Genomic DNA, 12,439 nt, shown 5'->3' with positions numbered 1-12,439 from the left:
CGGACCGAAAGGGTCGAAAACCGCATTCTCCGGCGCTTTCCTAGCGCTCCCCTGCATCGCTCAAAGCCTTTCTGATAAAGGCTTTCACGCCGTTTGTTCGGCATCAGACATACGCATGGCCCAGTCCTTGCTCAAATGTATTCAAACGACAAATGCATTGGGGAACATCATGGGCGAATTTCTTCCTGACTATCTGATCCGCGAACAGGCTGCCGTCGGCGCGCTGGTGGTGTTCGGCGTGCTTCGCATCCTCGGCGCGATGCTCGCCTATGAACGCGGCTGGCGCATCTCGGTCGTCGAAAAATGCTTTATCGCTGCCGCGGTGCTGTACTGCCTGCCGCAACTCTTCGATCTGCTGACGCATATGTACGGCTCGCGCGCCGCAGGCGCGGCACTGGAAGGTAAGGCAGCAGGCTGCGCGATCGCGCTCTTCTGCGCACCGATTCTCGGACACCGGCTCGGCCTCGAATAACCGGTTTGATCGAACGGAAGCCCACCATGCGACTGGGAAAGAGACCTGCAAAACCCGCCTACCGCGCCGGCGACGTCCTGACGCTCAAATCCGGCGGACGCCCGATGACGGCCACCTGGACCGGGCCAGTGCTATTCGCGCCAGGCAACTGGCTGATCTGCCAGTGGTTCGGCGACGACGGCGAGCTGCAGCAGGAGATGTTTCCGGAAGAGACGCTGGAGCCGACGCACAACGCGCTTGCCGCCTAGAGGGCAGTAACGGATCAGCCGGCCACCGCCGGGCGACCGTGTGTATTGCGCCGCACGCCTTTGCTGTGCGGCGCTTTTTTTGACCTCAGCCCAACGCGGCGAATGCCGGCACGCTGTGCGACAACACGGCCGCTGCGACGAACACGCCGATCATCGCCAGCGCTTCCAGATACAGCACGTTGACGAAGGTATGCGCGTCCATCGTCGAGGCCGTGCGGCGCAAGCGCGGCAGCGCCAGGAAGCGGTTGAGTCCGCCGAGCACCAGTGCGAGCGCGACCAGCGCGAGCTTCAGCGTCAGCACATGGCCCCATGTGCTCATCTCGATGGCTTCGAACGAGCCGCCCGAACCGCGCACGGCATTGAAGATGCCCGTCAGCAGCACCAGTCCAACCGCGACCACCGATACGTGCGACACCTGGGTCGCTGTGCGGATCAACATTCCGCGAGCGGTCGACGTACCGAGCGCAGGCAATACCGAAAGCCCCGCCGCCATTGCCAGCCCGCCCCAGACGCTCGTGACCAGCACATGCAGCGTCTGCATGCCGATCGCCGCCGAGGCTGGGCCGGCGTCGGCCGCATGCCCGAGCGACGCCTTGCCCGCTGCAATCGCAATCACCGCGAACCACAGCAGCGCATTGCGCAGCATGCCCGTATGACTGGCCATCGCCGTGCCCAGCAACACCAGCGCGCCGGCGAAGGCCACGCTCCAGCCGTAACCGACATGGGTTTGCGTCAATACAGTCGGCACCACGCCGATGGCTGACGGCAACGCGACGCCACTCATCGACGCCGCCTGGTACAACAGCCAGCCGAGATCCGCGAGCACCAGCACGACGGTCGCCGTCAGCATCGACCGTTGCGCGCGCAACCAGGCGGGCCGCGCCGGCGCGATCTTGACCTGCGCGTCCTTGGCGAGCCACGCGCCGAGCAACGCCGACCCAACAGCAAACGCAAACGCGACATTCATGAGCGCGGCCATGGCGACCTGCCCGATCCAGAGTCCGTCGATGCTCATTTGACGATGAACGCAAAGTCACCTTGGGTACGGTGGCCGTCCGTGGCAACCGCGATCCAGTGCACGGCATAGCGGCCCGCCGTCAACTGCGGCAGCGCCAGGTGCATCGCCTTTGCGTCACTCTTGTCGACTTGCGACGCCGCGGGCGCGGCGGGCTTGCCGCTCGTGTCGCTCAGATCGATTCTGCTGAAAGCCGGCTCGAGCGGCTCGGTGAAATGGATCGTCACTTCAGTGGGCGCGGCCACTTCAGCGTTCGCCGCCGGCTCGCTCGACACCAGATGCGCATGGGCAAAAGCCGTGGACGTCATCACCAGCGCCGCGGCGCCGAACGTCAACGCGCACAGCGCCGGACGGGAAAAATTGAATAGCTTCATGTAAGGCCGATAGCGTGTGGAAAGTAAAACGGTGGACGTTGAGCCGGGGAGCGAGGGCGCCGGACAGACGCCGGCGCGCCCGGAAGTGTACGCTTCGATGGCCGGCGCGCGCGTCGGTTCAACCCGCTTTGTTATCGATGCCAACGGGAGCGGCACCTGCGCCCGTGATCCCGCAGACGAAATCGAGATACACGGCCGCCGGCAACGCGGCGATGCGCGTCAAACTGTCGCACGCCTGTCACACCCGGAACCTTCTCTTCTGTGGCAAATAGTCATCATCACCCTTCGATGATAGAATGCTGCGTCGCCGCAGCGCCGGCTGCCCTTCACACCGAGCCGCTCGAAGTTCGGTCAGGTCCCCGATTTTGATGGAGTTACGCGTGTCTTCAAGACGCATTTTCCGCCCGTTGCTTGCCCTTCTGCTGATCGGCTCCGCGGGTGTCTATAGCGCTGCGAAAGCGCAGACTCAACCGAAGGCCCCCGATACGATGGAAGCGCGCGTGCAAGGCTGCACGGCTTGCCACGGCTCGCATGGCCAAGGTACCGACAACGACTACTTCCCGCGTCTGGCGGGCAAGCCGGCCGACTATCTGTACAACCAGTTGCAGAATTTCCGCGAAGGGCGTCGCAAGTACCCGCCGATGAACTACCTCGTCACGTATCTCTCAGACGACTACCTTCATCAGATCGCCACGTACTTCTCGCAGCAACGTCCGCCGTACCCCACGCCGTCCAAGCCGACCGTATCGGCAACCATCGTCGCGCGCGGCCAGCAGATCGTGCTGCACGGCGACGCATCGAAAGAGATTCCGGCCTGCGCGGCTTGCCACGGCAAGGCGCTGACCGGTATGGAACCCGCTATCCCGGGTCTGGTCGGCCTGCATTCGGACTACATCAGCGCGCAGTTGGGCGCATGGCGTTCGGGCTCGCGTCATGCCATCGCACCTGATTGCATGCACACCATCGCCACCCGTCTGACCGATGACGACGTGAATGCCGTCGCTTCATGGCTTGCCACGCAAACGGCCCCACAAAACCCCGTGCCGGCTCCGGCCCGCTCGATGAAGACTCCGCTTGCCTGCGGCAGCGAACCGCAATAAGGCACCGGGAGAGACACTCAAATGAAACGCAAGTCTTTGTTCGCCCTCTCGGCAGTCGTCGTCGTTGCGGCTGCCGCACTCGTTCCCGTCCTGTGGTCGGGCGGCGACAACCTGCATAACGGCACGGCTATGGCGGCAACGCCCGCCGACCAGGCCGCGCTGATCAAAAAGGGCGAGTACCTCGCCCGCGCAGGCGACTGTATCGCCTGCCACACGGTGCGCGGCGGCAAGCAGTTTGCCGGCGGCCTGCCGATGGCTACGCCGTTCGGCACGATGTTCACGCCGAACATCACGCCTGACGACCAGTACGGTATCGGCAAGTGGACGCAGGACGACTTCTACCGCGCGATGCACACGGGCCGTTCGAAAGACGGCAGCCTGCTGTACCCGGGCTTCCCGTTCACGAGCTACACGAAGGTCACGCGCGCCGACTCGGACGCGATCTACGCGTACCTGCGCTCGGTTACGCCGGTCAATGTGGCGAGCCGTCCGCACGAACTGAAATTCCCGTTCAACCAGCGCAACATGCTGATCGGCTGGCGCACGCTGTTCTTCCGCGAAGGCGAGTACAAGGCTGATCCGACCAAGTCGGTCGAATGGAACCGTGGCGCGTACCTGATCGAAGGCCTCGGCCACTGCGGCATGTGCCACACGTCGATCAACGCAATGGGCGGCCCGGTCAGCTCGGCTGCGTTCGCCGGCGGCTTGATCCCGCTGCAGAACTGGTATGCGCCGTCGTTGACGTCGAACAAGGAAGCCGGCCTCGGCGACTGGGAAACCAAAGACATCGCCGACCTGCTGAAGACCGGTGTGTCGAACCGTGGCGCGGTGTTCGGTCCGATGGCTGAAGTGGTTCACAACAGCCTGCAGTACATGTCGGACGAAGACATCAACGCAATGGCCACGTACCTGAAGACAATTCCGCAGAAGAGCGAAGCACCGGAACCGCTGCAGCTCGAAACCTCGGAAAAGTTCGGTGGCGAACTGTTGAAGCAAGGTCAGAAGATCTACGCTGACAACTGCGCGAAGTGCCACGCGACGAATGGCCTCGGCATGCCGCCGGCCTTCCCGCCGCTCGCGAACAATCAGTCGATCCAGATGCCGTCGGCGGTCAACCCGATCCGCATGGTGCTGAACGGCGGTTATCCGCCGAGCACGACAGCCAACCCGCATCCGTACGGCATGCCGCCGTTCGCGCAGGCGCTGTCGAACACGGAAGTGGCAGCGGTCGTGACGTACATTCGTATGTCGTGGGGCAACCACGGTACGGCTGTCTCGCCGCAGCAAGTGTCGGATCTGCGTTCGGCGCCGCTCGACTAAGCAGCGTTCGATGCACCGGGGGCGCGGCCAGCGAAACTCGCGGCCGCGCCCTTCGTTTTTTCAGGACCGGTATCATGTGGGGATAAACCCTTATGAAACCGCGCAGGAGGAAAGAGCCGTGCATGTCGGTGAGCGTTTCAACAGCATTACCCATCTCGTCGGCGCCGTACTGTCGGTGGCGGGTCTTGCTGCGCTCGTGACAATGGGCGCGCTCGACGGTGACGCGTACAAAGTGGTGAGTTTCAGTGTGTACGGTGCAATGTTGTTCGTGCTGTATGCTATCTCCACGCTTTACCACAGCGTGCGCAACCCGCGCGTGAAAGCCGTTCTGCAAAAATGCGATCATTCAGCGATCTACCTGCTGATTGCCGGCAGTTACACCCCGTTCACACTTGTTACGTTGCGCGGACCGTGGGGCTGGTCGCTTTTCGGCGTAAGCTGGGGGCTTGCCGCTCTCGGCATCGTGCAGGAACTGACGCTCGGGCGACGCACCCGCAGCGTTTCGATGGTGCTGTATGTCTTGATGGGATGGCTCGCGCTCGTTGCCGTCCGCCCGCTGGTTCAAGCCTTACCGGCAGCGGGTACCGCCTGGCTCGTGGCCGGCGGGGTCATCTACAGCGCCGGCATCTACTTCTTCATCAACGACGAGCGCATCCGGCACGGACATGGTATCTGGCACCTGTTCGTACTGGCGGGCAGTCTGTGTCAATTCGTCAGTGTCGCGCGCTACGTCGCGTGACACCCCACGGCGGCGAAATGCAACTAAAGGCCAGTCAACGTGTCTGCATAGCGCGTTGAAGCATTCGGCACGCGTTTCCCGCGTGCCGCCGATTTCTCTGCGACCGGAACCGGGCTTTGGCCTCGAACGCGCCATGCGGGCGTGTTCATGCCGCGCTTGTACCAGCTTGGGCCCATTTGGTGCCGTCTGGTGCCGTTCGCGAAACTGCATTGCAAAGAACATTTATGTCTTTTGATTCCCTCGGCTTGTCCGAACCGTTGGTCCGCGCTGTACTCGAACTCGGCTACACCACTCCGACTCCGATCCAGACGCACGCGATCCCGGCCGTGCTCAACGGCGGCGACCTGCTGGCCGGCGCGCAGACCGGCACCGGCAAGACCGCCGGCTTCACGCTGCCGATCCTCCAGCGTCTGAACACCATGCCCGCCGTCACCACGGCCTCGGGCAAGCGCGTCGTACGCGCGCTGATCCTCACGCCGACGCGTGAGCTTGCCGCACAGGTCGAAGAAAGCGTGCGCGCTTACGGCAAGTACCTGAAGCTGAAGTCGACCGTGATGTTCGGCGGCGTCGGCATCAATCCACAGATCGGTGCGCTGCGCAGCGGCGTGGACATCGTCGTCGCGACGCCGGGCCGTTTGCTCGACCACATGCAGCAGAAGACGATCGATCTGTCGCATCTCGAGATCCTCGTGCTGGACGAAGCTGACCGCATGCTCGACATGGGCTTCATCCACGACATCAAGCGTGTGCTCGCGAAGTTGCCGCCGAAGCGTCAGAACCTGCTGTTCTCGGCCACCTTCTCCGACGAAATCAAGACGCTCGCCGACAACCTGCTCGACTCGCCGGCGTTGATCGAAGTCGCCCGTCGCAACACGACGGCTGAACTCGTTGCACAGAAGATTCACCCGGTCGACCGCGACAAGAAACGCGAGCTGCTCACGCACCTCATCAAGCAATACAACTGGTTTCAGGTGCTGGTGTTCACGCGCACGAAGCACGGCGCGAACCGCCTTGCCGAACAGCTGACGAAAGACGGCATCAGCGCACTGGCGATTCACGGCAACAAGAGCCAATCGGCCCGCACGCGCGCGCTCGCCGAGTTCAAGGACGCCACCCTGCAAGTGCTGGTTGCGACCGACATCGCTGCACGCGGCATTGATATCGATCAGTTGCCGCACGTGGTCAACTACGATCTGCCGAACGTGCCGGAAGACTACGTGCACCGCATCGGCCGCACGGGTCGTGCAGGCGCATCGGGCGAAGCGATCTCGCTGGTGTGCGTCGACGAACTGCAACTGCTGAAGGACATTGAGAAGCTGATCAAGCGCCAGGTGCCACAGGAAGTGATCGCCGGTTTTGAGCCGGATCCGACTGCGAAGCCAGAGCCGATCCTGCGCCGTGGTCAGGGTGGCGGCGGTGGCGGTGGACGTTCGCCGCGCCAGGGTCAAGGCGCGCCGAAGCGCGAGGGTGGTGGTCAGCGTGAAGGTGGCCGCCGCGACGGCGCAGCAGCGGCCAAGCCGGCGCAACGTTCGGGTCAGCGTCCGGCGAATGGTCAGCAGCAGCCGAAGCCGCAAGGTGCGAAGCCGGCCGGCAACGGTGGGCAACCTCGCCGCGACGGCCAGCGTCATGACGGCCAGCCGCGCGCAGCGGCACACGAAGGCAGCGCCGCGCAACATGCACCGCGCAAGCCGCAGGCAGCAAAGCCGCAAGGTGGCAATCCTGGCGCGTTGCTGGGCGGCACGAAGTCGCGCAACGACGCACCGCGTGGCGGCCAGCCGACGCGCAGCGGCCAGCGCGGCCGTTAAGCATCAAGCAACTGTTAGCTCTCTAGCCGTAGTCCCAGACTACCGGCTAGCCGCGGCGGCAGCTTGCTTCAGGTGCTCGATCTGCCGTTCCCATCGATCGAGCACCGTCTCTCCTTCCCCTTCCCCTGCCAGCTCAAACGTAATGCCGCTCGTCAGGCGCGCATAACGCACGCTCTGCGCCTCTCCTGTGTCGATCGAGCCGATGAGGTACACGAGGCCGCTGTCATCGCCTGTCACGCCCGCTAGCCGCGTCAAACGCAACTGCACCTGATAGAACGCTTCGTCGCAGACGAACGTCAGCGCGGCGCTGCCGCTTTGCGCGATCACGCGCGCCGCCCGAGCCTGCGGCCACAATGCAATGCATAGCGAGCGCGAATCAGGCGCATACAACTCGCCGACGCCGAGCAGCGACGTGCGCACATGACCGTTCGCATCGACGGTGAGTAGCGATGCGGTGAAACCCGTCTTACTCGCGAGCGATGAACCGTCGAACAACGTGCGGACAGCGTCAGGCCATTCGTCGAACACGTTCTGTTCGCGTGGACGTTCGGGTGCAGGGGAATCACTCATCGTGTCGATCCAGTCTGAAACAGGTTGCCAAGGTTGCCAGGATCGATCATGCCTCGAAAAGCGAATGGCCCGCATAAACGGGCCATTCATCTTCATCTCTGTACGCCGTAGACTCAGCAGAAAAACATCAGCGAAAGAACACGTGCTGCGTGATCTTGGCGAGCGGATAATGCACGCCCGGCTGAATCTTGGCCGGCAGATCGAGCGGCTTGAGCAGCATCTTCACGCACATGTCCGCCGACAGATTGCGCCGTACCAGCGCATTGATGCGTGCCGCGCGTTCGCGGTTGTAGGCCGAATCGTGCACGCGCTCCGGATAACGAATCGCAAAGACATGACGCAACGCGATCTCCGAGTCTTCGTTCTTGATTTCCATCACACGGCGCATCAGCGCGCCGAGAACCGCAAGACGGCCATTGCCTTCGATCTTGTTGTACTTCTTGAAGAACTTGAAAAAGTGCTTGTAGTGACGGACTTCGTCGGTGCGGATGTTGTCGGTGATCTGCTTGAGCACCGGCTCGTCCGAACATTCGCCGATCGCGCGATACAGCGTTGCCGTACCCGTTTCCACCACACAGCGGGCGACCATCTCAAGCGCGCGGGTCTTTTCGAAGTCTTCGACCGAGCAGGTCAGCGAATACTCCTCCATGAAATGGCGGAACGCGGTGTCCCAATCGAACTCGGGCCAGACGTAGGCGATATACGTCTTGAGAGCCAGGCCGTGCTGCATCTCTTCGGGCTCCCATTCCTGGTTGAGCCAGGCCGAGACTTCCGGGTCACCGTCGAAGAAAGTGCTCAGATTACTGGTGTAAAGATCGGTGCCGCTTTCGATAAACGAAGCGGCGCACAACAGAAGCAGCAGGTCTTCGTTAGCAACTGCCTTCTGGCGATCTATGCGTGTGAGGTCGATATCCTCGATCCGCCAGGGCATCACATGGTTCAGCTCAGTGTGCATTGTGTCTTTGCTCCGAAAGCTGTATCGACTCGTGGAGCGATCGAAACCGCCCACTATCGCAAGGGCGGTCCGCCGTGTCAGATACAGCGCCTTGAATTAGAGTTAACCCCTTGTATCTTGCATCTTAGCCGGTGTTTAGCAACTCTGCAGATAACCCAGCACAGACCATGCCGGACCGCCGCAGTTCCAATTTCACGGTAGTCGAATCCTTCGGTTGATTACAAGCGAACACGCAAGGCACAAAAAAAAGCCAGCTCGACGAGCTGGCTTCGGCCTGAACAGACTGTGCGCGTTAAGCGCGGCAAGGCTTGCTGCGGAGCACAACGGCCGTCAGCAACACCTTCATGCGAGCTGAACGCTTTCAAGACGCCGGACGCGCCGCATACGCCACGCGACCACGACGAGCGACAACCCCGACAGCACCGCGGCAATCAGGACGTAGTAACTTGGCGCGAGCTTGTCGCCGGTCAAATGAATGAAGGTCTCCACGATTGTCGGCGCAAAGCCGCCGAAAATCGTCACGCCGATGCTGTAACCGATTGAAAGACCCGTCGAGCGCACCTGCGTCGGGAAGATCTCGGACATCAGCGCGGGCATCGGTCCAGAGTAAGCCGCCTTGAAAATGCCGGCTGTGCCTTGCAACACCAGCAGCCAACCAATCGTCGGATGAGTCTGCAACCACGCGAACATCGGATAGATCAGCGTGCCCATCAGAATCGACGTGGTCAGCATGATGCGAATCCGGCCGATGCGATCTGACAACGCACCCATCACCGGGGACAAAATGAACTGCAAGCCGCCGTTGAGCACCACCACGCCGAACGACGCCGCCGCCGGCATGTGCAACTGCTTGACCGCGTACATCGGCATGTAGAGTTGCAACACGTACACGCCGACTGTCGACTGCGCAACGATACCCACGGCCAGCAGCAGATTCACCCACTGGTTGCTGAACGACGCGCCCTTTTCAGGCGTCGCGTGAGGCTTGCCCGCAGTCTCACGCGCTTCACGCAACGCGAGAAACTCCGGCGTCTCGTCGAGATGCGAACGGATGTAATAACCCACCGGCCCAACCAGCAGACCGAACATGAACGGCAGGCGCCAGCCCCAGCTATTGAGTTGCTCGGGTGGCATCCAGGCGGTCAGAAGCGAGCCAAAGGCCGCCGCCGTGATCGCGGCGAGGCCCTGGCTTGCGAACTGCCAACTTGCGTAATAGCCACGCCGCGACGCGCTGTGCTCGACCATGAAGGCTGTCGCACTGCCGAACTCACCGCCCACCGCGAAGCCTTGCACGAGCCGCGCAAACAGGATCAGCACGGGCGCGGCGATACCGATCGACGCGTACGACGGCATCACCGCCATCGTGAAGGTGCCGACCATCATCAGCGCGATAGCGAGGGTGAGCGCCGCCTTACGGCCCTTGCGATCGCCGTAGACGCCCAACACGACGGCGCCAAGCGGCCGCATCAGGAAGGAGATGCCGAAGGTGGCGATGGCGAGCAGCGTCGAGAGCCATTCGTCCTGCATCGGGAAGAACTGTTTCGCGATGATGGTCGCGAAGTAGCCGTAGACCAGAAAGTCGAACCACTCCAGCGCATTGCCAACCGAGGACGAAAACACGATACGCCGCACCATCGCTTTAGAAAGCGGTGCGGACGTGGAATGGGGGAATGCTGTCGCGGATTGCGACGTGGGGGTATTCATGATGTCTCCTGCCCTGCCTGATGCTGGTTGCGCTGAATGCGCATGAGGTGCTCGATGCGAGGCTGTTGCGCGCAGTCCGTTCAGGTTGCGCGCAACGCCTTGCTTTAATTACGATTTCTTGATGCTGATCCATACGCGATGCTTCATGCATCGCCGCCGGATGCAGCGAAGCGCGACCGCCGCGTAGACGGCGTCGCGCTTCGTCTGCGTCGATCAGAACCCGGCTGCCAGCCCGTCGCGACGACTATCGCTCGCCGCCACATAGCCACGGTCCGGATCGTTCCGGTCGAGCTTCCAGATGTACTGGCCAGAGCCGAAATCCATGTACGGATCGTCGACCGACTTGATCGTGTGGCCCAACTTCTGCAGGGCCGCAGCGGTCTTCGGATCGAGCGTCGATTCGATGTCGATGGTGAAGTCGCGGTTGACCTTCCAGCGCGGCGCATCGCAGGCGGCCTGCGGTTGCTGACCGTAATCGAGCATCCGCACGATCGATTGCAGGTGCCCTTGCGGCTGCATATCGCCGCCCATTACGCCGAAGCTCATCACCGCTTCCTGCTTGCCGTCCACCTGCTGCGTCAGGAACGACGGGATGATGGTATGGAACGGCCGCTTGCCGCCTTCCACCACGTTCGGCGACTTCGGATCCATCGAGAAGCCGCAGCCGCGGTTCTGCATCGCGATGCCGCTGTCCGGCACCACGATGCCCGAGCCAAAGCCCATGTAGTTCGACTGGATGAAGCTGACCATCATGCCGCGCTCGTCGGCGACCGACATGTAGATCGTGCCGCCGGCCTTCGGCATGCCGAAGTCGAATTGCGTGGCGCGCTTGTGATCGATCAGCTTCGCGCGCGAGGTCAGATAGGCATCGTCGAGCATCTGCTCGGGCGTCACTTCCATCGACCGCGGATCGGCGACGTAGCGGTAGACATCGGCGAACGCCAGCTTCATCGCTTCGATCTGCAAATGCTGCGACTCGACGTTGTCGACGGCGAGTTCTTTCACATCGAATTTTTCGAGGATGCCCAACGCGATCAGCGCCGCGATGCCCTGGCCGTTCGGCGGAATTTCATGCACGGTGTAGCCGCGATAATCCTTGCCGATCGGCTCGACCCAATCCGCTTTGTAGTTGCGCAGATCGTCGAGAGTCAACGCGCCGCCGCCTTCACGCGCAAACGCCGCGATCTGTTCGGCGATCTCGCCTTCGTAGTACGCACGCGGGCCTTGTTCAGCGAGCTTGCGCAGGGTCTTCGCGTGACCGGGAAAGCGCACCAGCTCGCTGACTTCCGGCGCGCGGCCGCGTGGCATGAAGGTTTGCGCGAAGCCCGGCAGGTCCTTCAATTCCGGCACGGCGGCCGCCCATTTGTAAGCGACGATGCTCGCCACCGCGTGACCACGCTCGGCGATTTCGATTGCCGGTTCCATCAGATCGGCGAACGGCAGCGAGCCAAATTTCTGGTGCAGCGCCTCCCAGCCAGCAATCACGCCCGGGACGGTCACCGCATCCCAACCGCGCTTGGGTTGTTTGGCGAGACCGTTTTCCTCACCGTATTTACGCTTGAAGTAATCGACGTTCCAGGCCGCCGGCGACACGCCTGAAGCGTTCAGGCCGTGCAGTTTCTTGCCGTCCCACACCAGCGCGAAGGCGTCGCCGCCAAGGCCGCACGACACCGGCTCGACCACCGTAATGGCGGCGGCCGCCGCGATCGCAGCGTCGACGGCATTGCCGCCTTTCCACAGCATCCGTAGACCGGCTTGTGCCGCGAGCGGGTGCGAAGTCGAAACGATGTTGCGCGCAAATACAGGCAGACGCGGTGTCGGATAGGGGTTTTGCCAGTTGAAGCCAGTCATGTCGAACACTCTCGAAAGCGCGGGCCGGCGCGCTCTCGAACGCCGGAAACCATGGGAAACGGGTAAAAACGGAGTAAAACGCGGAACCTTGAATTGCAGCGCGATCCGGCACAAAAAACAAATTCATTTATCAAATGAATAAATGCGCAAATGATCTGAATGGGTCGCCGCGCGGTCGTCCTTGATCCGGACCATGACGCACGAGTTAGCGGACAGGACGTGTGATGGTCTTACAATACGTTCACCCCTGTTCACGCATCACCCGCTTTCCGGCTCAGCTTATCGC

The 12,439-nt window shown here is 62.2% G+C and carries 12 protein-coding genes; 6 read left to right on the top strand and 6 right to left on the bottom strand.

Annotated elements, in window-relative coordinates:
* The first annotated feature begins 169 nt into the window (after positions 1–169).
* Positions 170–472 carry a hypothetical protein gene (locus PQR40_RS30330; RefSeq protein ID WP_408218326.1) on the top strand — a complete coding sequence of 101 codons (303 nt, stop codon included), beginning with the start codon at positions 170–172 and terminating at the stop codon, positions 470–472.
* A 26-nt stretch (positions 473–498) separates the two neighbouring features.
* A complete protein-coding gene (locus PQR40_RS30325) occupies positions 499–720 on the top strand; it encodes a YodC family protein (RefSeq protein ID WP_408240925.1) in 222 nt (73 codons plus the stop codon).
* Between the two features lie 85 nt (positions 721–805).
* Here PQR40_RS30325 and PQR40_RS30320 read toward each other — a convergent pair whose 3' ends face one another.
* Both PQR40_RS30320 and copC read right to left on the bottom strand, forming a co-directional pair.
* Positions 806–1,735 carry a CopD family protein gene (locus PQR40_RS30320; protein ID WP_408340563.1) on the bottom strand — a complete coding sequence of 310 codons (930 nt, stop codon included), beginning with the start codon at positions 1,733–1,735 and terminating at the stop codon, positions 806–808.
* Complete coding sequence (copC, locus tag PQR40_RS30315) at positions 1,732–2,109, bottom strand: copper homeostasis periplasmic binding protein CopC (protein ID WP_408510502.1); 378 nt, start codon at positions 2,107–2,109, stop codon at positions 1,732–1,734. Before copC ends, PQR40_RS30320 begins: the two co-directional genes overlap by 4 nt.
* A 368-nt stretch (positions 2,110–2,477) precedes the next feature.
* On the opposite strand from copC, the gene PQR40_RS30310 reads away from it, so the two are divergent.
* The 4 genes from PQR40_RS30310 (at position 2,478) to PQR40_RS30295 (ending at position 7,073) form a co-directional block, all read left to right on the top strand.
* Positions 2,478–3,209 (top strand): c-type cytochrome, encoded by a 732-nt coding sequence (locus tag PQR40_RS30310; protein ID WP_408240916.1) that lies wholly within the window; start codon positions 2,478–2,480, stop codon positions 3,207–3,209.
* 21 nt (positions 3,210–3,230) lie between these two features.
* Positions 3,231–4,529 carry a c-type cytochrome gene (locus tag PQR40_RS30305; RefSeq protein WP_408240913.1) on the top strand — a complete coding sequence of 433 codons (1,299 nt, stop codon included), beginning with the start codon at positions 3,231–3,233 and terminating at the stop codon, positions 4,527–4,529.
* Between the two features lie 118 nt (positions 4,530–4,647).
* Positions 4,648–5,268: a PAQR family membrane homeostasis protein TrhA gene (trhA, locus tag PQR40_RS30300; RefSeq protein ID WP_408218312.1), complete on the top strand. Its 621-nt coding sequence runs from the start codon at positions 4,648–4,650 to the stop codon at positions 5,266–5,268.
* 224 nt (positions 5,269–5,492) lie between these two features.
* Positions 5,493–7,073 (top strand): DEAD/DEAH box helicase, encoded by a 1,581-nt coding sequence (locus PQR40_RS30295; RefSeq protein ID WP_408510501.1) that lies wholly within the window; start codon positions 5,493–5,495, stop codon positions 7,071–7,073.
* A gap of 39 nt (positions 7,074–7,112) precedes the next feature.
* Here the strand turns inward: PQR40_RS30295 and PQR40_RS30290 are convergent, their stop codons facing one another.
* From PQR40_RS30290 to ggt, 4 genes are all read right to left on the bottom strand, one after another.
* Positions 7,113–7,643 (bottom strand): hypothetical protein, encoded by a 531-nt coding sequence (locus PQR40_RS30290; RefSeq protein WP_408339513.1) that lies wholly within the window; start codon positions 7,641–7,643, stop codon positions 7,113–7,115.
* A gap of 127 nt (positions 7,644–7,770) precedes the next feature.
* The gene (locus PQR40_RS30285) at positions 7,771–8,598 is read right to left on the bottom strand and encodes a ferritin-like domain-containing protein (protein ID WP_408231533.1); all 828 of its coding nucleotides are present in this window, start codon (positions 8,596–8,598) and stop codon (positions 7,771–7,773) included.
* Positions 8,599–8,940: 342 nt separating this feature from the next.
* Positions 8,941–10,302, bottom strand: a complete 1,362-nt coding sequence (locus PQR40_RS30280) for an MFS transporter (RefSeq protein WP_408510500.1) — start codon at positions 10,300–10,302, stop codon at positions 8,941–8,943.
* 213 nt (positions 10,303–10,515) lie between these two features.
* Positions 10,516–12,153 carry a gamma-glutamyltransferase gene (ggt, locus tag PQR40_RS30275; RefSeq protein WP_408231527.1) on the bottom strand — a complete coding sequence of 546 codons (1,638 nt, stop codon included), beginning with the start codon at positions 12,151–12,153 and terminating at the stop codon, positions 10,516–10,518.
* Positions 12,154–12,439 lie beyond the last annotated feature (286 nt).

This window comes from Paraburkholderia sediminicola (assembly GCF_046026855.1).
GTDB classification, from domain to species: Bacteria; Pseudomonadota; Gammaproteobacteria; order Burkholderiales; family Burkholderiaceae; genus Paraburkholderia; species Paraburkholderia sediminicola_A.
This window is presented reverse-complemented; position numbering and strand designations above follow the sequence as displayed.

What these genes read in the sequence shown, in the direction of transcription:
- PQR40_RS30330 (WP_408218326.1), top strand. Translation starts at nt 170, where the DNA reads ATGGGCGAATTTCTTCCTGACTATCTGATCCGCGAACAGGCTGCCGTC.
- PQR40_RS30325 (WP_408240925.1), top strand. Translation starts at nt 499, where the DNA reads ATGCGACTGGGAAAGAGACCTGCAAAACCCGCCTACCGCGCCGGCGAC.
- PQR40_RS30320 (WP_408340563.1), bottom strand. Translation starts at nt 1,735, where the DNA reads ATGAGCATCGACGGACTCTGGATCGGGCAGGTCGCCATGGCCGCGCTC.
- copC (WP_408510502.1), bottom strand. Translation starts at nt 2,109, where the DNA reads ATGAAGCTATTCAATTTTTCCCGTCCGGCGCTGTGCGCGTTGACGTTC.
- PQR40_RS30310 (WP_408240916.1), top strand. Translation starts at nt 2,478, where the DNA reads ATGGAGTTACGCGTGTCTTCAAGACGCATTTTCCGCCCGTTGCTTGCC.
- PQR40_RS30305 (WP_408240913.1), top strand. Translation starts at nt 3,231, where the DNA reads ATGAAACGCAAGTCTTTGTTCGCCCTCTCGGCAGTCGTCGTCGTTGCG.
- PQR40_RS30295 (WP_408510501.1), top strand. Translation starts at nt 5,493, where the DNA reads ATGTCTTTTGATTCCCTCGGCTTGTCCGAACCGTTGGTCCGCGCTGTA.
- PQR40_RS30290 (WP_408339513.1), bottom strand. Translation starts at nt 7,643, where the DNA reads ATGAGTGATTCCCCTGCACCCGAACGTCCACGCGAACAGAACGTGTTC.
- PQR40_RS30285 (WP_408231533.1), bottom strand. Translation starts at nt 8,598, where the DNA reads ATGCACACTGAGCTGAACCATGTGATGCCCTGGCGGATCGAGGATATC.
- PQR40_RS30280 (WP_408510500.1), bottom strand. Translation starts at nt 10,302, where the DNA reads ATGAATACCCCCACGTCGCAATCCGCGACAGCATTCCCCCATTCCACG.
- ggt (WP_408231527.1), bottom strand. Translation starts at nt 12,153, where the DNA reads ATGACTGGCTTCAACTGGCAAAACCCCTATCCGACACCGCGTCTGCCT.